At 65.5% G+C, this 22,682-nt stretch carries 17 protein-coding genes; 3 read left to right on the top strand and 14 right to left on the bottom strand.

The features are described 5' to 3' along the window. Positions 1 to 7: 7 nt before the first annotated feature. The 3 genes from VIM12_RS18670 to VIM12_RS18660 are packed head-to-tail and all read right to left on the bottom strand — an operon-like array spanning position 8 to position 4,728. Positions 8 to 2,275: an adenylate/guanylate cyclase domain-containing protein gene (locus VIM12_RS18670; protein WP_331943473.1), complete on the bottom strand. Its 2,268-nt coding sequence runs from the start codon at positions 2,273 to 2,275 to the stop codon at positions 8 to 10. A gap of 18 nt (positions 2,276 to 2,293) precedes the next feature. After that, positions 2,294 to 3,925, bottom strand: coding sequence for a GAF and HD-GYP domain-containing protein (locus VIM12_RS18665; RefSeq protein WP_331943471.1), 1,632 nt, complete (start codon positions 3,923 to 3,925; stop codon positions 2,294 to 2,296). A 35-nt stretch (positions 3,926 to 3,960) separates the two neighbouring features. Further along, positions 3,961 to 4,728 carry a 3',5'-cyclic-nucleotide phosphodiesterase gene (locus VIM12_RS18660; RefSeq protein WP_331943469.1) on the bottom strand — a complete coding sequence of 256 codons (768 nt, stop codon included), beginning with the start codon at positions 4,726 to 4,728 and terminating at the stop codon, positions 3,961 to 3,963. A gap of 274 nt (positions 4,729 to 5,002) precedes the next feature. Here VIM12_RS18660 and VIM12_RS18655 point away from each other — a divergent pair, with 274 nt between their 5' ends. Continuing rightward, complete coding sequence (locus tag VIM12_RS18655; RefSeq protein WP_331943467.1) at positions 5,003 to 7,372, top strand: GspE/PulE family protein; 2,370 nt, start codon at positions 5,003 to 5,005, stop codon at positions 7,370 to 7,372. 120 nt (positions 7,373 to 7,492) lie between these two features. Here the strand turns inward: VIM12_RS18655 and VIM12_RS18650 are convergent, their stop codons facing one another. From VIM12_RS18650 to VIM12_RS18625, 6 genes are all read right to left on the bottom strand, one after another. Continuing rightward, a complete protein-coding gene (locus VIM12_RS18650) occupies positions 7,493 to 8,488 on the bottom strand; it encodes a FecR family protein (RefSeq protein WP_331943465.1) in 996 nt (331 codons plus the stop codon). Next, the gene (locus VIM12_RS18645) at positions 8,457 to 12,071 is read right to left on the bottom strand and encodes a filamentous hemagglutinin N-terminal domain-containing protein (RefSeq protein WP_331943463.1); all 3,615 of its coding nucleotides are present in this window, start codon (positions 12,069 to 12,071) and stop codon (positions 8,457 to 8,459) included. The genes VIM12_RS18650 and VIM12_RS18645 overlap by 32 nt, the downstream gene beginning before the upstream one ends. 79 nt (positions 12,072 to 12,150) lie before the next feature. Beyond that, positions 12,151 to 13,743 (bottom strand): ShlB/FhaC/HecB family hemolysin secretion/activation protein, encoded by a 1,593-nt coding sequence (locus VIM12_RS18640; RefSeq protein ID WP_331943461.1) that lies wholly within the window; start codon positions 13,741 to 13,743, stop codon positions 12,151 to 12,153. Positions 13,744 to 13,993: 250 nt separating this feature from the next. Beyond that, complete coding sequence (locus VIM12_RS18635) at positions 13,994 to 14,593, bottom strand: DUF938 domain-containing protein (RefSeq protein ID WP_331943459.1); 600 nt, start codon at positions 14,591 to 14,593, stop codon at positions 13,994 to 13,996. Further along, positions 14,590 to 15,354, bottom strand: a complete 765-nt coding sequence (locus VIM12_RS18630) for a Mut7-C RNAse domain-containing protein (protein ID WP_331943457.1) — start codon at positions 15,352 to 15,354, stop codon at positions 14,590 to 14,592. Before VIM12_RS18630 ends, VIM12_RS18635 begins: the two co-directional genes overlap by 4 nt. Before the next feature lie 273 nt (positions 15,355 to 15,627). After that, positions 15,628 to 15,960: a hypothetical protein gene (locus VIM12_RS18625; RefSeq protein WP_331943455.1), complete on the bottom strand. Its 333-nt coding sequence runs from the start codon at positions 15,958 to 15,960 to the stop codon at positions 15,628 to 15,630. Positions 15,961 to 16,341: 381 nt separating this feature from the next. Between VIM12_RS18625 and VIM12_RS18620 the strand changes: the two genes are divergently transcribed. Together VIM12_RS18620 and VIM12_RS18615 are read left to right on the top strand one after the other, a co-directional pair. Then, entirely contained in the window at positions 16,342 to 16,728 is a 387-nt protein-coding gene (locus tag VIM12_RS18620) for a hypothetical protein (protein ID WP_331943453.1), read from the top strand. A 212-nt stretch (positions 16,729 to 16,940) separates the two neighbouring features. Next, positions 16,941 to 17,210 carry a GlsB/YeaQ/YmgE family stress response membrane protein gene (locus VIM12_RS18615; RefSeq protein WP_331943451.1) on the top strand — a complete coding sequence of 90 codons (270 nt, stop codon included), beginning with the start codon at positions 16,941 to 16,943 and terminating at the stop codon, positions 17,208 to 17,210. A 313-nt stretch (positions 17,211 to 17,523) separates the two neighbouring features. Here the strand turns inward: VIM12_RS18615 and VIM12_RS18610 are convergent, their stop codons facing one another. The 5 genes from VIM12_RS18610 to VIM12_RS18590 all read right to left on the bottom strand — a co-directional run bounded on the left by VIM12_RS18610 (position 17,524) and on the right by VIM12_RS18590 (position 22,656). Further along, entirely contained in the window at positions 17,524 to 19,236 is a 1,713-nt protein-coding gene (locus VIM12_RS18610) for a long-chain fatty acid--CoA ligase (RefSeq protein ID WP_331943449.1), read from the bottom strand. A gap of 121 nt (positions 19,237 to 19,357) precedes the next feature. Further along, positions 19,358 to 20,572 carry an acyl-CoA dehydrogenase family protein gene (locus VIM12_RS18605; RefSeq protein WP_331943447.1) on the bottom strand — a complete coding sequence of 405 codons (1,215 nt, stop codon included), beginning with the start codon at positions 20,570 to 20,572 and terminating at the stop codon, positions 19,358 to 19,360. 44 nt (positions 20,573 to 20,616) lie between these two features. Beyond that, positions 20,617 to 21,051 (bottom strand): hotdog fold thioesterase, encoded by a 435-nt coding sequence (locus VIM12_RS18600; RefSeq protein WP_331943445.1) that lies wholly within the window; start codon positions 21,049 to 21,051, stop codon positions 20,617 to 20,619. Between the two features lie 119 nt (positions 21,052 to 21,170). Then, positions 21,171 to 21,941, bottom strand: coding sequence for an SDR family oxidoreductase (locus VIM12_RS18595; RefSeq protein ID WP_331943443.1), 771 nt, complete (start codon positions 21,939 to 21,941; stop codon positions 21,171 to 21,173). 7 nt (positions 21,942 to 21,948) lie between these two features. Further along, positions 21,949 to 22,656, bottom strand: coding sequence for a histidine phosphatase family protein (locus VIM12_RS18590; protein WP_331943441.1), 708 nt, complete (start codon positions 22,654 to 22,656; stop codon positions 21,949 to 21,951). Positions 22,657 to 22,682 lie beyond the last annotated feature (26 nt).

Raw genomic sequence — 22,682 nt, 5'->3', positions numbered from 1 at the left:
GCCCTGCCTACTTCGTTTCGAACGTGGTGACGCCGTCCCAATCGTCGCCCGGCGGATGCTGCCGGTACCAGTCGATGCGCTCCATATAGAGGCGGTACAGGCCGCTGCCGGGATCGATCTCCAGCAGGGCATGCAACAGCGCCCCGGCCGCATCCCACTGCTGTGCGCGCACCAGGGCCAGGGCCTGGTGCCACTGCGCCAGCTCGTCGCGACGGGCGGCATCGAGCTCTGCCTCGAGGTCGATCGGTTCGTAGATGGGCACCGGCGCATTCTTCCCCTTCACCCGCACCCGGTCGAGCTCGCGGTAGGCGTATTGCGGCGCGGCCGCCCTGGTCGCCGCGCCGACCGCGATGCCGACGCCATAGACCTTCGTGATGCCTTCCAGTCGCGATGACAGGTTAACCGCATCGCCCATCACCGTATAAGCGCGACGGATCTTCGATCCCATGTCGCCGACCCGCATTTCCCCGGTGTTGAGGCCGATGCCGATCTTCAGGGGCGGCCAGTTGCGGGCTTCGAAATCCTTGTTCAGTCCGGCCGCCGTCGCCTGCATCCGGAGCGCGGTGGCGACCGCGCGCGCGGCGTGGTCGGGCAGCGCGACAGGCGCCCCCCAGAACGCCATCACCGCGTCGCCGATGTACTTGTCGAGGGTGCCGCGATTGCCCCGGATATCCTCCGACATCGCCGTCAGGTAAAGGTTGATGTATTCGCGCAGCGCATTCGGGTCGAGACCCTCGGAGATCGTGGTGAAGCCGCGCACGTCGCAGAACAGCACGGTGAGTTCACGGCTTTCGCCCTCCATGCTGTAGCTCTCCGGGTTGGCAGCCATCTCCGCCACCAGTTCCGGCGCGACGTACTCGCCGAACAGGTTGACCATTGCCCGCCCCTTCCGGTACTCGAACAGGTAACCCCAGGCGAGGTTGGCGATGAACAGCGCCGCCGCCAGCAGCAGCGGCACCGCCACCGGGAGCACCCAGTCCAGCGACTGGTACATCCACAGGTTGAGCGCCACCACGCCGGCCGCCGCGCCGAGCGAGACCGCGATCGCCGACAGCGGCGCCAGCACCGGCAGCAGCAGGCCGAGCGCAATGCCGATGAAGGCGGTCTGCAGCTGCTGGATGCCGATGCTGAAATCCGGCTCGTGCTTGAACTGCGCATCCAGAATGGAACTGATGATGTTGGCGTGCAGTTCGACACCGGGATAATCGATATTGACCGGCGTCGCCCGCAGGTCCTTCAGCCCCGCAGAGGTGGTGCCGACCAGCACGATGGCATCGGCCAGCGTCTCCATCGGCACCTTCTCCTGCAGCACGTCGACCGCGGACACGTAGCGGTACTGGCCGCCGCGCGGCCCGCCGGTGCCGCGGTAGTGCACCAGCGCAGTGAGGTCGCGGTCGAGGGGAATCACGGTGGGACGGGGCTTGCTGTTGAGCCGGATGGCCTTCAGCGCGCCGTACTGCTGGTGGGCTTCGCCGCTGAGCAGCGTCTCGTCCTCCGTGAAGAACACCGGGACGACCGCCGTGGCACCGAGCGCCACGCGGGCGGTGGCCAGCGCGAGGGACTCGTGGTACGCGTCGCCGACACGGACCAGCAGGGGCAGGCGGCGGATGGTGCCGTCGGCATCGGGCGTCGGATTGAAGAAGCCGCCGGCGCGCGCCGCTTCCTGCAGCTTGTCGAGGTTGCCGGTATAGGCCCGGTAGGCATAGGCGTCCACGCTGTATCCACCGAGGTCCGGGGCGGCAAAGGCAGGCGGCGGCAACATGCCCTTGCTGACTGCCTCCTCCTCGTTGGACAGGTAGTAGCCGAGCACCGTCGGCCGTCCGTCAAGCGCACGCGCCAGGCGGGCGTCGTAGTCGAAGCGCGGCTTCAGCGCGCGCACCAGCTCGCCGAAGCCCTCGACCTCCTTCAGCTCATTGTGCGCCAGCGCTTCGAGCTTGCTGTAGCCGGAGCTGTTGTCGGCCTCGGAAAACACGACGTCGAAGCCGACCGTGCGCACGAAGTACTTGTTGTCGAGCTTGTCCACCAGCCGCGCGATGGTGTCCCTGCTCCACGGCCAGCGGCCGAGCGCCGCCAGGCTTTTCTCGTCGATGTCCACGATCACCACGCGCGGATCCAGGCCGCCGGCCTGCACCCGCATCCGCACGTCGTAGGCGAACACGTCCAGTCGGTCGACCAGCGTGGTCGGGAGGTAATGCAGCACCTGCAGTTCGGCGACGACGATGAGCACCAGGGCGAGCGCCCAGCGGGCGCCGTATCGGGAAAGCAGGCGGCGCATGCGGCGCTCCTTCAGGATTCAGGGAACATAGCCGGGGATACTGCTCTCGTCGACTTCGTCGATCTGCGCCGGATCCATGTAGCGCCGCGCATATTCGAGGTAGACCTTTTCCCGAATGAAGATGTCGAACAGGTCGGGATCGATATGGTTGCGCAGGCGGAAGCCGCCGAGGATCTGGAGCGACTCCGACAGCGTCTTGCCCTTCTTGTACGGCCGGTCCTTTGCGGTCAGTGCCTCGAAGATGTCGGCAATCGCCATCACCCTGGCCTGCACCGACATCTGGTCGCCGCGCAGGCCGCGCGGGTAGCCGTTGCCGTCCATCCGTTCATGGTGGCCGCCCGCGTATTCGGGAACGTTGCGCAGATGCTTCGGCCAGGGCAGCGACTCCAGCATGCGGATGGTGACCGAAATATGGTTGTTGATGATCTCGCGCTCCTGCTGGTTGAGGGTGCCGGCGCGGATGCAGAGGTTGGCCGTCTCTTCCTCGTCGAGCAGCGGGCGCTCGTTGCCGTCCGGGCCGATCCAGCGGTAGCGGGCAGCGATATCGGCCACGCGCCGCTGGTCGTCCTCGGTCATGCCTTCGCTGCCGATGTTGGCGCGCCGCAGGAACGCCCGATCCTCGTCGATGCGTGCCAGTTCCTGCGACAGCACGCGATTGATCTCGCCATGATGCGTGCTGTCCGCCCCGTGCCGCAGCTTTTCCTTGAGCGCGCGGATCTCGGCATCGCGCTTGACTACCTCGAGGCGGGTGTCCACCAGGTGAATCCGGTCGAAGATGGTCTCGAGCTTCGTGGCTTTCTCGACGACGTGAACCGGCGTCGTGATCTTGCCGCAGTCATGCAGCAGGCCGGCCAGCCACAACTGCTTGCGGTCGGCATCGGTCATGCGGAAGCCCGCGAGCGGGCCCGATGCGGTGCGGTGCACGGCGTCGGCCAGCATCATGGTCAATTCCGGCACCGCCTCGCAGTGGCGGCCGGTATGGGGAGACTTCTCGTCGATGCCGATGTTGATCAGCTTGACGAAGGATTCGAACAGGTCTTCCAGGCGCGCGATCAGCTGCTGGTTGGTAAGCGCGATCGCCGCCTGCGAGGCAAGCGCCTCGATCAGCCGCTGGTCGGTCTCGCTGAATGGACAAACCGCCCCGCGTCCGGCGTCCTTCGCGTTGATCAGCTGCAGCACGCCGATCACCTCGCCTTCATGGTCCTGCATCGGCACCGTCAGGAAGGACTGCGAATGGTAGCCGAAGGCCTGGTCGAACTGGCGCATGCCCGAGAAATTGAAGCCGTCCGCCTGGTAGACGTCCTCGATGTTGACCGAGCGCCCGGTGTGGGCGGCGCAGGCGGCGATCGCGCCCATGTTCGGACTGCCGTCCGCATTGAAAAGGGGAATGTCGGGAATCTCGTTCGCGCTGCCGCCGACGCCGCCCACGTACATCGACAGCGTGTCATTGACCGAGATGGAGAACCGCAGGCTGCGGCGGTCGGGAGCGACGCGGTACAGCGTGCCGCCGTCCGCATTGGCCATGCCCTTCGCGGTACGCAGGATCTTTTCGAGCAGCACGTTGGTGTCATGCCCGGTGCCGAGTTCCAGGCTGAGTTCGGTCAGCTGCTCCAGTCGCAGCGCGATGTCGGATTGCCTGGGATTGCGCATGCTTGCTCTCGTGTCGCTTGGGCCGGGCGGCGGATTCAGAATTCGAACGTGTCGCCGCGCCGCAGCGCGGTGAAGCCGCGCGGGCCGCTGTGCTGCCGCAGTTCACGCATGATCAGTTCCTCATGCCCCGGCTTGAGGTGGTAGATCAGGACCTCGACCGCATCCGGCAGGCTGCGTATGTCCTCCAGCAGGGAGGCGGGGCAGAAATGCAGGGAGCGGTCGGCGATGTCGCGATCCGCATTGGCAAACGAGCAGTCGACGATCACCTTGCGCAGGCGGCGCTCCTCGCTCATCGTGCTCCACAGCGCCGGGGTCGACGCCATGTCGCCGGTGAACAGGAAGCCGGAACGGTCGTTGTGCACCCACCAGGCGGAGGAGCCCACTGTGTGGTTGACCGGATGGGCCACGAGGGTGCGGTCGCCGAGCGTGACGGGCACGCCCGCCGCCGTTTCCGACCAGCGCAGCACCGGCGCGGCCTCGTCCGGGATCATGCCGAAATCGGGCCACAGCACCCAGTTGAACAGGTGCCTCCTGAGCGCGGCGATCACCATCCCGCTCGCATGCACCGTCACCGGCCCCGTGCGCTTGCCGAGCACTGCGTCCAGCAGGAAGGCGAGCCCCGCGACATGGTCGAGATGGCTGTGGGTGATGAACACGTGATCGATCCTGACTAGACGGTCGAGATCGAGTGCGGCAAGCCCGGTGCCGGCGTCGAGCAGGATGTCGTCGTCGACCAGCAGACTGGTGGTGTGGCCTTCCTGGCCACCGATGCCGCCGGCGCAGCCGAGCACCTGCAGCTTCATGATGCGACTGCCTTGCGGCCGGCGCCGGCATCACGGGGATGCACCGGCCCGCGCGCGTTTGGATGCCCACCCATGTGCTTCCTCCCTTTGCGTTTTTTCGACGATTGTAGACTGAATCGGCACGCTTGCGACACGTTCGGCGCCGGATATGACCGCGGGCGGACCCGGTGAAGTACCACGAGGATGGGATACATTTCGCTGCCGCGTTCATTTATGATGGCGGCATTGCGCGCGGCGCAGCGGCGCAGCCGCGGAGATGAATGGACAAAATGACATGAGCGCTGTTCCCGGCACCACACTCAAAGGCAACGGCCAGGCGGACGACGTGAACGTCCGCCTCAATTTCTTCAAGAAGCTGCAGGCGGTCACGAACAAGATCCACGCCACCAGCAACGTGGACGAGATCATGCTCGACCTGTCGCAGGACATCTGCGACCTCTTCTTCGCCGATCGCCTCACCATCTATGCGGTTGCCGAGGACAAGGTCTCCATCGTCTCCAAGATCAAGACCGGCCTCAACTCGGTCAATCAGCTGAAGCTGCCGATCTCGGACCAGAGCGTCGCCGGCTACGTGGCGCTCACCCGCAAGCTGGTCAACATCCAGGACGTGTACGACGACGCGGAGCTCAAGCGGCATTCGCCCGAGCTGCACTTCCTGCGCGAGGTCGACCGCCGCACCGGCTACCGCACCAAGCAGGTCCTGGCCGCTCCGTTCGTCGACGAGCGCAGCAATGAGCTGCTCGGCGTGATCCAGCTGATCAACAACCGTGACGGCAGCACGTTCTCGGGCATCGTCGAGGAAGGGGTACGGGAGCTGTGCAAGACGCTCGCCATCGCGTACACGCAGCGCATCCGCCCGGTGTCCGTCATCCGTTCCAAGTACGACCCGCTCATCACCGAAGGCGTGCTGTCGGCAGGCGAGCTGGAGCTGGCGGCGCGCTCGGCGCGGCGCAAGAGCGATGACCTGGAGGCGGTGCTGGTGCGGGAATTCCAGGTGAAGCTGCCGGCCGTCGGCCAGGCGCTCGGCAAGTTCTTCGGCGTGCCGTACGAGCCGTTCAAGCCGGACCGGGTGAAACCGGTCGACCTTCTCAGGAACCTGAAACGCGAGTTCGTCGAACAGAACCAGTGGGTGCCGGTCGAGGACGGCGTCGATGGCGTGGTGATCCTGGCCACCGACCCCGAGCAGGTCAGGAATGCCCGGATGATCAACAACATCTTCCCGAAGGCGAAGCTGGCGTACCGGGTCACCACGAATGCCGAATTCCGGCAGACAGTGGACCATTTCTTCGGCGCCGAGGGCGACCTCACCTCCGTCGGCGACCTGCTGTCGGGCATGGACGACATCGATGAGGATGGCGAGGTGTCGGAGGCCGACCTGTCCGCCGCGGCCGAGAACGAACTGGTAAAGCTGGTCAACAAGGTCATCATCGACGCCTACCGCCAGGGCGCCTCCGACATCCACATCGAGCCGCGTCCGGGCAAGGAAAAGACCGTCATCCGCTTCCGCAAGGACGGCTCGCTCGAACCCTACATCGAGATCCCCGCCAGCTACCGCAGCGCGATCGCCGCGCGCATCAAGATCATGTGCGACCTCGACATCTCGGAGCGCCGCAAGCCGCAGGACGGCAAGATCAAGTTCAAGAAGTTCGGCCCGCTCGATATCGAGCTGCGCGTCGCGACGATTCCTTCCGCCGGCGGCGTCGAGGACATCGTCATGCGTATCCTCGCGGCGGGCGAACCCATCCCGCTGGACAAGCTCGGCGTGCTGCAGCACAACCTGGAAAGGCTGAAATCCGCCGTCAGCAAGCCGTACGGCCTGTTTTTCGTCTGCGGCCCCACCGGTTCCGGCAAGACCACCACGTTGCACTCGGTGCTGCACCACCTGAACACGCCGGAGACCAAGATCTGGACCGCGGAAGACCCGGTCGAGATCACCCAGAAGGGACTGCGCCAGGTCCAGGTCAACCGCAAGAGCGGCCTCGATTTCGCGACGGCGATGCGGGCCTTCCTGCGTGCCGACCCCGACGTCATCATGGTCGGCGAGATGCGCGACAAGGAAACCGTGGCAATGGGCATCGAGGCATCGCTCACCGGCCACCTGGTGTTCGCCACGCTGCACACCAACAGTGCCCCGGAGTCGATTTCGCGCCTGCTGGACATGGGGATGGACCCGTTCAACTTCGCCGACGCCCTGCTCGGCGTGCTGGCCCAGCGCCTCGCCAAGCGGCTATGCGGTCATTGCAAGATGGCGTACGAGCCGTCGTCGGACGAGCTGCGGCAACTGCTGGCGGAGTATTGCGAGGAACTGCGCAATACCGACGCCTTCAAGGAGCCGGAAGCGGGCCGGCAGGCGGTACTGGCGAACTGGAAGAAGCACTATGCGGGGCCGGACGGCAAGTTCAGGCTGTATCGCGCGGTCGGCTGCGACCAGTGCAGCGGCGGCTACAAGGGCCGGGTCGGCCTGCATGAGCTGATGCTGGGCAGCGACCGGCTCAAGCGCCTGATCCAGGAACACAGCCGTGTCGCGGTCCTGCTGGCGGCGGCGCTGGAGGACGGCATGCTGACCCTCAAGATGGACGGCATCGAGAAGATCCTGTCCGGCATCACGGACATCAAGCAGGTGCGCGCGGTCTGCATCAAGTAGCCCGCCGCATCCCCCTGCCCGCACCGCCTGCCCGCTGCCCGGGGGCAGGACGTAAGCCAGCCGCAGTGCGACCGGCGTATGCCGTGGCCGGAAACGCAGCCCGGCACATCCCGGCGCGCCTCAGCGCACCTCGCAATCGACGCCGTCGTCGCCTTCCCGGCCAGGGCCGGTCTGCGGCGCGGCGGACGACGAGAACGACGGCGGCGGCGTGAACTGCAGGTTCGGGTTCGGCGGCACGATGACCGGCGCCTGTGCCGGACCCGGGACATAGCCGAACTGCCCCGCGCTGAAACCCAGCCCTCCGCCGCCGTTGGTGACGACGATGGCGCCGTCGACGACCTGCAGGTGCAGGCCGGGTGGCAGCAACGGCGGCTGGCCGGGTTGCGGTTGCTTGGACACGGGTTGCACCGGCTTCATCCCCGCTGCCGGATCGATGGGAAGGCGACCGGTCGCGAGGTCAGCTGGCTTCTTCGTCGCATCCTGCGGGACGCCGCTTGCAGCGTTTCCGTCGGCCTTGCCCGCCGAAAGACTCTGCAGCAAGCCATCCATTTGCGCCTGTTGTGACGGCGACAGTTCCTTCGACGGGGTTTTCCGGGCGCCGCCGCCGGCGTCGGGACCGGCGCCGTAGCCGCCTCCGCCTGCGGGTGGCGGAACGTAGTGGACGACAAAGGTGGTCCCGCGGATGCCGATCGTCGCCGTCGGCGTGCTCATGCCGAAGCGCTCGTTGTTGCGCTTGCCGAGTGCGCCGGTCACCGCACGCAGGCCGCCTTTGACCAGGCTGAATGTTGCGCTGTCCTTTTCCGGCTTCGACTCCTCGAACACGAAGCTGTCGATCTTCAACTGCGAGCTCGGGCGCATCGTGATCTCGCTGTTGTCGACGAAGCGGATGCGCGCATAGGTGCCCTTCTCGGTCGCCAGCACGTCGCCCTCTTCCACCGTCGATTTCAGCGTCAGCACCCGCACGGCGCCATCGGCCTTTTTCGCCACCAGCGGACCGTTGAGGTTGACCACGGTACCTGCGATCCCGGCGCATGCAGGGTTCGCCGCGAGCGCGGCGAATGCGGACGCGACCAGCGCCAGCAGCCTAGTTGCAGTACAGCTTCTTGGCTTTCTCATTTTTCTTCGCTCCCTCATCCTTGTCCGCGCCTGCGCCCTTCTTGTCCTTGCCTTCGTCCTCGTCTGCGGGGTCGAGCATGTCCTTCCTGTTCGCCGTCCTGGCGATGATCGCCTCGGTCGCCTGGGCGATGGTCGCCACGACGGTGTTCTGTGCCTGATGGACGATGCCGGCCTGCTCGGCTCCCTGGCCGCCGGCCTGCACCAGGTTGGCGCTGTGGACGATGCCGTTGATGACGATGCCTTCTCCTGCCTTCAGCGATACCTGGCCCCCGGTCGTCACCACGCCGTTGATGGTCAGGATGTCGTCGGGGCTGCTGCTCGACGCGGCTTCGAGGGAAATGGTGCCGGTGCCCGAGGCCACCGTCCCATCCACTGTCAGGGGACTGTGCGCGACCAGGTCGATGTTGCCTGTCCCGGTGAGCACGCTGGCGGTGCCTGCGACTTTCAGGTGGCCGGTGTTGGACACGCTGATATTGCCGTTTGCGGCCCAGATGCCCATCGTGTCGTAGAGCTCGTCAAGGCCGAGCGGCGCGCCGATACTCAGCTCGCCGACGTTGACGAAACTGAAGTCGCCGTCCAGCGCCGCGCCGAACACCCGCCCGACCCGGTTGCCGGCATGGTTCAGCGTCACTGCTCCGCCCGCCACCGCGCCGAGGCTGTCGACGTCGATCGCGCCGCCCTGCGTCACGTCTTCACTGCTGAGCAGGCCGATCAGCGTGGTCGCGCTGTTGCGGTCGGTCAGCGCGCCGCTGCCGGTGTTGGTGATTCCGGCGACATGGATCGGGCCGCTGTAGCCGTAGCCGTAATACGGCTCGTACGGGTCGTACTGGTAATCCAGCGGATCGCGGCCGATGCCGATGGTGGCGGCGGCGATGCGGTGCAGGTTGACGATGCTCAGGCAGCCCTCGATGACGCACTCTTCCTGACCGACGGTGATCGACCGGCCCGGCGTATAGGGACGAATGCTGGCCTCGCTGCCGTACACCATCGCATTCAGCGCGAGGCGGTCGGCGATCAGGTCGACTTCGTGCGCCCCGGCATTGACCTGTGCATCGATCGAGAGCAGGGCGTCGTAGCCGGTGCGCAGGCGCACCGGGCCGCCGGCGGTCACGCCGGTGATGCCGTTCGACGAGGTCGTGACCTGCATGTCGTAGTCGCTGTACACGTCCAGCCCGCCGCTGACGCTTGCCGCCAGGCTGTCGATGATGTTGCCTTCATTGGTGAGCTGGACCGAACCGGACGAGCGCAGCACCAGCGTCGCTCCGCCGGTGTCGATGTCACCGTTGAAGTCCTGGTTGATGCCCTGTGCGGAATCCGATTGCAGCAGGATCGTTCCGGGAGACATCGACGACGAACTCTCCGATTCGCTGAAGTAACCGAGATAGCCGTAGCGGGTGATGCCGGAAATCTCGTCGATCTCGCTGACCGTGAGCTTGTTGACCGTCCGGAACTTGAAGTCCTCGTCGACCGAGGCGGCAATGACGCCGACGCCGTTGGCCTCCTGCAGGTCGACAAAGCGTGCGCTCATGGCCAGGGCGGGTGCGGCGATGGTCGCCCCGACGGACTGGGTGATGCCCTGGTCGCTGACGAGGCTGAGCGCCCGTCCTACCTGCGCGGGGTGGATCGCCGTGCTGACGTTGATGCCATCCGGCGCAATGATGCGCAACGTGCCGGTCTGGATGGTGTCGAGCTCTTCATCCTTGAGCTGCAGCGTGGCAGTCGCCGTGTCGTAGGAATCGGTCGATCCCAGTTCCGCTGCGCCGAGCGCGACAAGCACCACCTCGCCATCGGCGCCGGTCCTGATGGCGCCAACCAGGTTCATCTTGTCGGCCGTCAGCGCGATCCGGTCCTGCGCCAGGATGGTGCCGTTGTTGGTGATCTTGTCCGTCACTTCGATGTCGACGTTGCCGGCGCCTGAATCAAGCGTGGCCGCAGCGGCGATATTCGCCTCCACGCCCCTGAGCCGGATGTCGCCGCCGGCAGTCGAAATATCCGCATTGACGTTGACGCGTCCGAAGCCGGTCGCATAGTCGGTGGTCTCGGAATCGTAGTCCGCGTAGTTCGCGTGCAGTTCGACCTCGCCGCCCGCCGTGCGGATCTCTGCATTGACATTGATATCGTTGCCGGCCTGGGCAAGGAGGCTACCGCCGGCACCCATGTTCACCGCGCTGTCGAAATGAATGTCCCGCTGGGCCTGCAGCACGACCCTGGAGTTTGCGCTGCTGATGGTGGAGGCCGCAATCTCCGAATCAGCGGTTCCGTTGTCGCCGAATTCATCGACGTCTTCCGGCGCGGTCGCGGAGCTGCCGCGCACGAAGATGTCGCGCGGATCGAGCAGCCAGGTGCCGGTCTCGCCCTTCGGCGCGCGCGTATCGACCCGGATCCCTGCCACGTCCAGGTAGGCGCCGGACGTCTCGACAAAGCCGCCGTTGCCACCCTGCGCGCCGCCGCGTGCGCTGATGCTGCCGTAAGCGCGCGTCGTTTCATCACCCCAGACGATCACCTTGCCGCCGTCGCCGCTGGCAACCGCATCGGCCCTGATGCTGGCATCGGCCGAGACGAAGCTGCGCTTCGCGTTCTGCACGCCGGCATTGCCGCCCTTGTAGTCGCCGCCCACGAGAACGGTGCCGCCGCCCGCCTGTCCGCTGGCGTCGATGCCGGCGTTGCCCATCAGGCCGACGCGCTCGCCCAGCACCTGGATCTCGCCACCCTTGCCGGCGCCCCTTGCGCTGGTGACGCTGCCCGCCTCCAGCAGGGTTTCCCTGCTGGCCTTGAAGACGATCTTGCCGTTCTCGCCGACCACCGCGCTGTCGGCGCTGACGATGCCGCGCTGCCTGATCAGCGCGCCGTAGATGCTGGCGCGCCCGCCTTCGGTGAGGATCTGGCCGATGTTGACGGCCTGGTTGTCCGGCGCACTCAGGACCACCTGCAGGTTGGGATTGGTCGAATCGACCAGCTGCACGGTATGGCCGGCGACAAGCATCACTTCGCCCTTGGGCGTATGGATGATGCCGGTGTTCTCGATATTCGGCGCCACCAGGTAGACCTGGCCGCCGTCCGGCGTCGTGATCGCGCCCTGGTTGACGATGTTGCCGGCTTGGCCGCCGCCCCCGAATCGCATCTTCCCTGCAAGGAAATCCTCATTGCTGATGTTGAGGGTGGATGCGACCAGTCCATTGACGTCGATGCGCGCGCCCTGGCCGAACAGGATGCCGTTCGGATTGACCAGGAATACCCGGCCGTTCGATTGCAGGGTGCCGAGGATCGTCGTCGGGTCCTGCCCGGTGATCCGGTTGAGCACTGCGCTGGCGGCGTTCTGCTGGATGAAGCGCGTGGTTTCGCCCGCGCCGATGGAAAAGCTTTGCCAGTTGATGATCGCGCCCGGGGAATTGGTCACGGAAAGCACCGCGCCCTGCTGGCTGAAGCTGGCCTGGCCGGCGACCACCTGTGCGCCTTGCGGATTGGCCCAGGCTGCCGGCCCGAAGCAGCCGGCGACCAGCAGCGGCAACAGGCGGCGGCGCAAGGACCTGCCCCGCCCGGTGCCTGCAGCGCCTGCATGGCGCATTGTCGAATCGGTTTTCATCTCTCCCCTTTCATCCGCTTGCCAGGCGTGCCGCGCGCACGGCCGCCGCGTATCCATTCCGGTGCTGCGCCGCCGGCCGTCAATAGCTCACGCCGAGCTTGACGTGCAGCCGGTCGTCGCCCTTCGACTTGGTGTTGCCGCCGTCGATCACATGGCCGTAGTCCAGCTGCATGCTGACCGCCTTGCCGAGCGCCAGCCGGAAACCGAGGCCGACGCTGCCGATCGAGGCGTCCCGCTGCTCGCCGGGAAGCGCCTCGTTGCGGCGAACGTAGGCGGTATCGAAGAAGGCGAGCGCGCGGCACTGCGAGGCGATGCCCTGGATCGCGCCGCACAGGTTGGGCGTGTACATCTCGGCACTGAACAGGCGCCCGACGTCGTTCGACAGGTCGCGCTCGGCGAAGCCGCGCACCGTGCCAGCGCCGCCGGCGCCGAACTGCTCGCCCGGCACAAGGGCATCGCCCGTCTGCTGCCCGGAAAGGCTGAAGCGCAGTTGCCAGTCGTTTGGCAGCGCCTTGCCGAAGGCGGCGTTGTAGCGCAGGATCTTGTAGTTCTTCGAGGCGTTTGCCCGCGCCCGCTCGAAATCCGCGCCGCCGCCCTTGTCGCCGCCGGCGATGTTGTGCAGCGCGCTGAGGCTGAAGCTGAGCTCGCTGCCGGCCGCCGCCCAGCTACCGGCATAAGTCACGCTGAGCGGATGCACCGTGATGTCGTTGCCCAGCTGTGCATTGGGTACCGCCTGCAGCGAAATGTTGTTCTCGAAGGCCTTGTGGTCAAGCCCGTAGCTCAGGCGCGACTCGTAGTCGCCGACCCGTCGCAGCACCTGGTTGTAGCGGATGCCGGCGACGCTGCCGCGACCGCTCACGTCGAGGTTGACGATACCGGCCAGGACCGTCCCCGAGTTCACGTCCGAATAGCTGGCGAACAAGTCGATTGAATCGCCCAGGGAATACAGCGGGATGTGGTAGCCGATGCCATAGACGCTGACCTGGCTCGGATTCTCGATGGCGGTCGTGTACTGCAGGCTCATCACATGGTCGCGTCCGCCGAGGTTGGCGTGCTGGTACTGCACGGTCAGCTGCGCCTCGCCGGTCGTCTTGTTGCCGCTGTTGTCCACGCTCGCACCGATGCGCCAGGGCTTGTCGTCGGCAACCTTCAGCACCGCATCGACCTCGTCGTCGCGGCCGCCTCCCTGCAGCTGCAGCGTCGTCTTCTTCGCCGGGTTCTCGTTCGCCAGCCGCAGGCTGGACGAGACCTCGCCGAGGTTGGGCGAACGGCCCTCGCGCAGGCCCGGAAGGCTTGCCCGGATGTTGGCCTCGTCATAGTGGCTGTTGCCCTCCACCCGGATCCTGCCGATGCGCGTCTCGACTACCTGCAGCCGCACCGCGCCGTGGTTCAGCTCCTGCTCCGGCAGGGCCACCTGGACCAGGTTGTAGCCGCGCGCCCGGTACTCCGCCTCCAGCGCCTCCAGCGCCATCTGCACGTCGCCGAAATCGCGGCCCGTACCGGCGTAGGGCGCAAGCACGCGTTCCACCGCAGCCGGGTCGAGAAGGGTATTGCCGTCGACCTGGAATCGACTGATGTCGAATCGGCCGATGCCGTCCTGGGCGACGGCCAAGGCAGGATAAGCGCATGCCGCAGCAAGGCTTGCTGCCAGCAGACGGGAACGAAGTCTCATGTTGTTGATTCGCCTGGAGAGTGTGCTCTGACGCGCCGGCGGTGGAGCGACAGCCGGCTTTTTCTAAGTGGCAACTATAGCGTACCCGCTTGATATTTCTCAAAATAATTGCCTTAAAAGCAATATAAATCCGCGGAAAATGACCGGAGTACTGTTGTATCCGGAACGCCCGGGCGGGACTGGCACAGGCGTCCATCCGGCAAGGGCGAAGGCTGGCGGACGCCGGCCACCGGCCGTGCCGCCGCGGGATTCAAGCGGTCGGCTTGCGCCAGGTGATCAGGCGATTATTGGCCGGCATGGCGGCATCCTCGACCAGGACAAGCCCGGCGTGGGCAGCCAGGTCGTTAACGGCCCCGATATCGCGGATGCCCATGTGCGGCGCCTGCGACCGCAGCGCCGCGTCGAACAGGGCGTTGCTTTCGCTGGTGAACCTTCCGTCGACATTGAATGGCCCGTATATGCAGACGGTGCCGTCCGGCGCCAGCACGCGGCCGATACCGGCGAACATCGCGCGGACGTCGTCCCAGGACATGATGTGGCAGGTGTTGGCGGTGAAGACCGCGTCGAACGGACCCGCAGGCCAGGCGTCGTGCTGTACGTCGAGCTTCAGCGGCGGCAGCAGGTTCGGCGACCCGGCCTCCGCCATCCACGCCAGGATACCTGCATGGTTTTCCGCGAGATCGCTGGTCTGCCAGGTCAGATGCGGCAATGCGGCGGCGAAGCAGGCAGCATGCTGGCCCGTTCCGCTGCCGATCTCGAGCACGTTGCGCGCCGTCGAGAACTGCGTGCGCAGGACGGCCAGGATGGGCGCGCTGTTGCGTGCGCAGGCGGGCGAAAACGGCTTGTTCACGGTTCGTCCTCCTGAAGTCGTGCGGCGCCGAGCAGGCGCTGGACCTGCTGCCGCATGCGTTGCACATGCGAGCCTTCCCAGTAGACCTTCGCACATCCCGTGCATTCATAAAAGCGTTCGTAGACCTGCCGGCTGGCGGCCGGCACGCGGTGCGCCACCGCCGCCTTCGGCACGCCATGCAGCACGCCGTTGCAATCCAGGCAGCGGGTGAAGACACGCGCGGCCCGGGCCAGGCGATAGCGGACGAGCACCTCGGTCACCTGCCCCGGACAGGCAGTCGCATGCAGGTAGCAGCCGTGCACGATCTCCTTCCTGATCAGCAGGTCCCGGTCGCGGGTGAGGACGATGCGGTCCTCGGCGGCGGAGATCTCCGCCACTTCGGCGTCGCGGTAGTCATTGCGGTACAACGCGTCGAATCCGAGCATGCGCAGCTGCCGCGCCAGCAAGCCGAGGTGGGCGTCGGCCACGAAACGGCAGCCGCCGCTCGGAGGCGACCGCAGAAGACTTCCCGTTCCGACGTCGCACCGGGAGAATGCCGGATAAACGCTCACCGCATCGCCGTCCCCGAGCCGATGCCCGAACCCGACGGCGCTCCCGTTGACGAGGATCATGCCGACCTCGGTGTGTGGCACGCCGAGCGCCTCGATCATGTGCTTGACACTGGCGTCCCGCGCGCATGGATGGTCGAAGCGGCGCTGTCGCTGATGCGGACCGAGGAAGTTGTTCAACTCCGCGTAAAAGCGAAAACTGGCGATCGTCACGGCGCCGCCTCGCGCACCCGCAGGCACGCTCCTGCCGCAATGCGGTGTCGACTTTCTTTCTGGCGCGTAAGCATGCCTACCCCGCTGTCGATGCCCCGCTCCCGGAGAAATGACGCCGGCCGCCGCCGATGATCGTTGCGCTCGCGGAGGAGAATGAAGTGCGGAAACAAGAACGGGACCCGCAGGTCCCGCATGCCGCAAACCGACTTTGCATCAGTCAGCGACGCGTGGTCACTGGCCTGGTGCAAAGGCCTGGTTACGGGTTCCTGCGCCTCAATGCAGGTGAGTGGACTGGCTGGGCTGGGACTGCACTTCCGGGGTGGGCTTCGGCTTGCCCTGCGCATCGCTGAGGCGATACTTGGTGCGCCGGTCGCCCATCAGGTCGCGCAGTTCACGGATGCTCATGCCGCAGGACTCGTGCATCCGGATCAGCAGCGATGCACCGACCGGCAGCCGGCGGTGGCGGATCTTGCTGATCACGGGCGGCGCTACCTCCAGCAAGCGCGAGAGCGCAGCGTCGTTCTTCAGGTTCATCTTTTCAAGCAGCGTATCAAGAAGACGGTTGGGATCGTAAGTCTCTTGCCCTGCCAGCGCATGTTCGGCCATGGTGGACTCCTCAAGTTAATAATGAAACAAATGCTACTTGGGTGTAACAAATGACAACTTGACCCGAATTAAGTTTCCCCTTGAACCCCAAAAAATTGCAGCAGCCTCCGTCCCGTCGTCCTTCATGCCGTTCTGCTCCCCGCGCGGGTTTCAAGCCTCTTCTTTACATGGTCATTGCCAATGGCGGTTTGATGCGTAGCAAGCCGCGTCCTGCTACCCAAGATGTATTGTTTTCAACGCTTAACTGGAACATTTACAAAAGATAACGAATGTGGCGCCAGCGCAGGCATCGGACGGACAGGCACAGGACTTGCACCCGCCACGGGGCGACCGGAGGCCGCCATCGCACGGCCTGCACGTTCAACCGAGTCGGGAGCGGCAATGAAGACAGACATGCAGGAATGCCGGCACAACGCGCGCACCATGCAGCGCGGACCGCATGCGCACCGGCGCGGACGCGGTCGCGGGCCGCAGCGGATATCACTACAGGAGAACGAAGGCATGCGCCCTGACTGGCAGGAACCGCTCGTTATTTGCGTATCGCCCGGCTTGCGCGGGCGATGGGATGTTTCGGAGAAGGGTTATGAAGAACCGCTCGCGTCATTCGACGACAAGGAGGATGCCTATGCATTTGCAAGCAAGTTGACGAAATCGAGACCGGGGTCGGCCGCCCTGGTCGAGGATGAAGAAGGATTCTCCCCCCTGCCCGTGCAAGCCGAAGGCATCGTGGTGGACAGGACGGGAGGCCCGGATAGCAGGGCCGCATGAAGGACGCGTGCATGGTCCCGGATCGGGCATCTAGGAATGGCCGCATGCGAATTGGCGCATCGGCGGACCGGCAGTCGCAACGCCATGGACAGGACCGCACTCTTGCGGCAGCAGCTCCTGCCATGCTTTGCGGACAAGGTGCACTGATGAACCAAATCATAGGCGGCCAGTCTATGAAGTAGCCAGTCTTTCAACATACATAGGAGGTAAAGATGAACTTCATTATCTGGATTGTTGTTGGTGGTATTCTCGGCTGGCTTGCCAGCCTCGTGATGCGTACGGATGCTTCCCAGGGCATGCTGCTCAACATCGTCGTAGGTATCGTAGGTGCGCTGCTCGGCGGTTGGCTGCTTGCTCCGCTGTTCGGCACCGGCACCATCAATCAGAACGACTTCAGTATCTCTTCGCTGCTGGTATCGTTCCTTGGTGCCGTCATCCTGCTCGCAATCGTGAACCTGGTCAGGCGCGGCACCCCGCGTTAATGACCCGGCCTCGACGGATCGATGAGGGACCAGGACGGCTTGCACCCCATCGTTGATCCAGTGGCGCGGAGCCTTCTCTCCGCGCCACATCCCCCCTCCCCGTAGTCCCGCCTGTTCTCCCCTCCGTACTACCCTTCGTTGCCTCGCCCCTCTTTGGCTCGCCCTTCGCTGCTCTACCGCATCGGTCGTATCCTCTTCGCCCAGCTTCCGCAGCACATTGCGCTATGAAGTCCGTAACGGGGGCAGCATCCTGCTTCAGCATGCTTGCCACCGCCGTCCACCGCACAGGCTCTCCTGCCGGACCGGGCCGGGATCAGGACGTGCTGCGCCGGCGCGTCTCTTCCTCGACCAGTTCGCGCTTCGAAAGCTTCCCTACCGGCGTCTTCGGCAGACTCGCGCGCAGCTCCATCTCCTGCACCATTTCATGCTTGCCGAGGCGGGTCTTCAGGAATTCCCGGAGCTCTTCCAGGGTCAGCGTCGGCGCCCCCTGCTTCAGCGCGATGAAGGCCTTCGGCGACTGCCCGCGGTAAGCATCGGGCACGCCGATCACGCTCACCTCGGCCACCGACGGATGCTCATAGATCGCCTCTTCGATGATGCGCGGGTACACGTTGTAGCCGCCGCACAGGATCATGTCCTTGGTGCGGTCGACGATGTACACGAAGCCGTCCTCATCCATCCATGCCACGTCGCCGGTGCGGAAATAGCCGTCGGCGGTCATCGAGGCGGCCGTGGCATCGGGCTTGTTCAGGTATCCCTTCATCACGTTGGGGCCCTTGATGCACATCTCGCCGCGCTCGCCGCGCGCCACCTCCCGGGCAGGGTCGTCGACGCTGACGAACTTGAGGTGGACGCCCACTGTCGGCATGCCGCAGGAGCCGACCTTCTGCATGCCGCGCACCGGCGTGAAGGTGCCGGTGGGCGAGGTCTCGGTCATGCCCCAGCCCTCGACGAGGCAGCAGCCGGTCAGACGCTGGAACGCCTGGTTGACCTCGACCGGCAGCGGCGCGCCGCCGGAGTTGCAGAACTTGAGCGACGACAGGTCGTGCTCGCGTATGCCTGGATAGTTGATGATGGCGGTGTACATCGTCGGCACGCCGGGAAATACCGTCACCTTCTTCTCGCTCAGGTCACGCACCACCGCGTCGACCTCGAACTTGGTATGCAGGATCAGCTCCGCGCCCATCCTCAGGCCGAACAGCATGTTCACCGTCAGCGCATAGATATGAAAGAGCGGCAGGACCGCCAGCACCCGTTCCCTGCCCTCCTCCAGTACCGGCGTCTCGCCGCCGACGGCGGCGCGGATCTGGCTGCATGCCGCGGTGAGGTTGGCGTGCGTGAGCATCGCGCCTTTCGGCAGGCCGGTCGTGCCGCCGGTGTACTGCAGGACGGCGACGGTGTTCTCGAGATCCGTTACCGGATAGGGCTGGAACGCACCGTCGTTGTCCAGCAGATCGGCGAAGCGCAGATGGTGGCCGTCCTCCGGCACCGGGGCAAGCATGCCCGCCTGTGCCATCTGCGCGCGCACCGCGTCGGGGGCGGCGCTCATTTCCGCGATGCTGCCGACCACCAGTTTCTGCAGGCGGCTGCGGCCGAGCAGCCTCGCCATCTGCGGATACAGCACGTTCAGGTCCAGCGTGACCATGATGTCGGTGCTGCTGTCTTCCACCTTGTGCTCGAGCACCTTCTCGGCGTCCAGCGGCGAATAGTTGACGACCGTGCCGCCTGCCTTGAGCACGCCGAAGAAGGCGATCACGTAGTGCGGCGTGTTGGGCAGGTAGAGACCGACGTTGATGCCCGGTTTCACGCCGAGGGCCTGGAAGCCGCGCGCGGCACGATCGACCATCTGCTGCAGCGCCTCGTAGCGGGTGCGCTTCCCCATGAAGTCGAGCGCGGGCTGCTGCGGCCACCTGGTTGCAGCCTCGTCCAGCAGCTGCTGGACCGGCATCGTTTCCAGCGGCGCGTCCCAGCGCACGCCGGGCGGGTAATTCCTGGTCCAGGGTTGCTGCGTGCTGATGCTATCCATCTATGGTCTCCTGTTTATTCGGCCCGAAAGGAAAAAAGGAGCCCGGCCGCCGTTTCCGCGGCAGCAGGGCCCCTCAGTCATCGTCGTGACAGCGATGTTGTCGTGTCAGTCCTCCGTGCGGCTACTTGTATTTCTTCAGTTCCAGCTTGCCGATCTGGTTGCGGTGGACCTCGTCCGGGCCATCCGCCAGGCGCAGGGTCCGCGCCTGCGCATAAGCATACGCCAGGCCGAAGTCGTTCGACACCCCGCCGCCGCCGTGCGCCTGGATCGCCCAGTCGATCACCTGGCACGCCATGTTGGGCGCCGCCACCTTGATCATCGCGATTTCCTTGGCGGCGACCTTGTTGCCGACGGTATCCATCATGTGGGCGGCATTGAGCACCAGGAAACGCGCCTGGTCGATCAGAATGCGCGCATTGGCGATGCGTTCCAGCGTCACCGTCTGCTCCGCCACCGGCTTGCCGAAGGCGACGCGCTGCAGCGTGCGCCGGCACATGTCTTCCAGCGCCCGCTCGGCCAGCCCGATCAGCCGCATGCAGTGGTGGATGCGGCCCGGCCCGAGACGGCCCTGTGCAATCTCGAAGCCGCGCCCCTCGCCGAGCAGGATGTTGGAAGCCGGCACCCGCACGTTCTCGAACACCACTTCGCCGTGTCCGTGCGGCGCATCGTCATAGCCGAACACCGGCAGCGCGCGCAGGATCTTCACGCCCGGCGTATCGCGCGGCACGACGATCATCGACTGCTGCTGGTGCCGGTCCGCGCCGGGGTTGGTCTTGCCCATGAAGATGAAGACCTTGCAGCGCGGATCATTGGCCCCGGACGACCACCACTTGCGCCCGTTGATCACATATTCGTCGCCGTCGCGCACGATGGAGGCCTCGATGTTGGTGGCATCGGAGGAAGCGACCGCCGGCTCTGTCATCGCAAAGCAGGAGCGGATCTTCCCTTCCAGCAGCGGCACCAGCCATTGCTGCTTCAGCTCCTCGCTCGCGTAGCGTTCGAGCGTCTCCATGTTGCCGGTGTCGGGCGCCGAGCAGTTGAACACCTCAGCCGACCACAGCGCCCTCCCCATGATCTCGCACAATGGTGCGTACTCCAGGTTGGTGAGGCCGGCGCCGCGCTTGGACTCAGGCAGGAACAGGTTCCACAAGCCCTGGGCGCGTGCCTTGTCCTTGAGCTGCTCGATCAGCACTGTCGGGATCCAGGCGTTGCCCTTGGCCCTGTTCGCCTCGATCTCGGCATAGAACTTCGCCTCGTTCGGATAGATGTGCTCGTCCATGAAAGCGTTGAGCCGCTTTTGCAGCTCCTGCACCTTGGGGCTGTATTCGAAGTCCATCAATTACTCCTGGGATGTTGCGCACGCGCGCGAAGAAAAAGGGGTTACTGCCGGGGTTCGATATTGCGGGCGGTGGCAAGCGCGGTGGCGCACAGCGCCTCGCGGCCGTCCCGCACCGAGTAGACTTCGGCGCTGCTGACGGTGAGCAGCCTGCCTGCGTTGACCACCTTGCCGCGCGCGACCAGTTTTCCGCCGTCGGCCGGGCCGATGATCTTCAAGGCGCAGTCGATGGTGGCGTTGGCCCAGCCAGGCGGCAGCAAGGTGGCGGCGGCGGCGACGGCGGCAAAATCGGCGGCGGCGAAAATCGCGGTGGCCTGCATCTGACCGGGCCGGAAGCTCAGCTGCTCGCGATAGGGAATCTCCAGCTCCACCGCACCGGCTGTTATCGACCTGAAGGCCAGGCCGATTTCCCGGGCCAGGGGCATCGCCAGCACGACTTTTTCCAGCCTGGCGGCAAAGTCGGGATTGGGTGCATGCATGCCGTTCTCCTCATCGTTGTCTGACGGGGCGCCAGGTGCCGAAGGCGGTTTGCAGGGCGGACCTGCCGCCCTGCCCGCGCTTTTCAGGCGTCTCCTGCCACGCTCACTGCAAAACGGAATCAGCCCAGCAGATAGCCGCCGTCCACGTTCAGGCAGGCGCCCGTGGTGTAGCTCGCGGCGGGGGACGCGAGATAGAGCACGGCCCCCGCCATCTCGTCCGGCTGCGCCACCCGGCGCATCGGCACGTGCGGCATCATCTTGTTCAGCACCGCGGGGTTCTGCACCAGGGCCGAGGCGAACTTCGTGTCGGTCGCGCCGGGCAGCAGCGCGTTCACCCGTACGCCGGACTGCGCGCATTCCTTCGCGAAAGCCTTGGTCATGGACATCACGGCCGCCTTGGTGATCGAGTAGATGCCCTGCGCATCGCCCGGGATCACGCCGTTGACGGAGGCGACGTTGACGATGCTGCCGCCGCCGTTCTTCACCATCAGCCTGGCGCCGTGCACCGAGCTGTAGAAGTAGCCGCGGATATTGACGTCCAGCGTCTTCTGGAACGACGACAGGTCGGTCTCGAGGATATGGCCGAAGTACGGATTGGTGGCCGCGTTGTTGACCAGGATATCGAGGCGGCCGTGCTTTTCCGCGATCGCCGCGAACAGCGCTTCGATCTGCGCCATTTCGCCGATGTGGCATGCGATGGCCTCGGCCGAGCCGCCGGCGTCGCAGATCGCCGCGGCGACGACTTCGCAGGCATCCTGCTTGCGGCTGGAGACGATCACATGCGCGCCGTACGCGGCGAGCGTGCGCGCGACCGATTCGCCGATGCCGCGGCTGGCGCCGGTCACGAGGGCGACCTTGCCGCCGAGGTCGAACAGGTTTTCTGGTTGCATGTCGGTCCTAACGATAAGTGACGGTGCCGGGCTCGCCCAGCCATTCGAGGTGGGCGTAGTTGTTGAGATAGCTGAGGGTGACGCGGCCGGGCTGGTAGAACAGCTTGGTGACTGCGGCGTTGACCAGCGACCAGTTCAGCTCCGCGACCTGCCGGTCGCCCAAACCGAGCACCTGCTGGCAGATGGTGGCGATGGTGCCGCCCGAGGTGAAAACGAGGATGTTCTGCGACTTGCCCGCGCCATCGAGCACACGCTGCAGCGCGCCGCAGCAGCGCTGGCGGAACACCGGCCAGGGCTCGCCGTATTCGCTGTCGAACTCTCCCTCCATCCAGCGCCCCATTGCGACCTGGAAGATCTCCTGGAATGCATGCTTGGCATTGGGCTGCGATGCGAGGAAGGCCTTCACCTGCCGCGGATCCGCGAAGTCGGGCCGATGCCTGACCAGCACTTCGTGATGGTTGTATTCGTTGAAGTCCGCATCGCTCAACCACTCCGCCGCACCGACCTGTTCCGCCGACAGTTCCGCGATGCAGGCATCGGCGGTCTGCCGGTGGCGCTGCATGGCGCCGGTCAGGATCCGGTCGAAGCGGGTCCCGGTCTTGGCGAACCACTGGCCGAGCAGGCGCGACTGCCGGATGCCGAGCTCGGAAAGCTGGTCGTAGTTGCTGCTGCCGAAGGACGCCTGCCCGTGGCGGACGAGATAGATCTGTCCCATGTCGATGCTTTCGCTGCAAATGTCGG

The organism is Noviherbaspirillum sp. (assembly GCF_036563305.1).
Taxonomy (GTDB): domain Bacteria; phylum Pseudomonadota; class Gammaproteobacteria; order Burkholderiales; family Burkholderiaceae_D; genus Noviherbaspirillum.
Note: the sequence above shows the minus strand (reverse complement) of the source record. Positions and strands in the feature narration are given on the sequence as shown.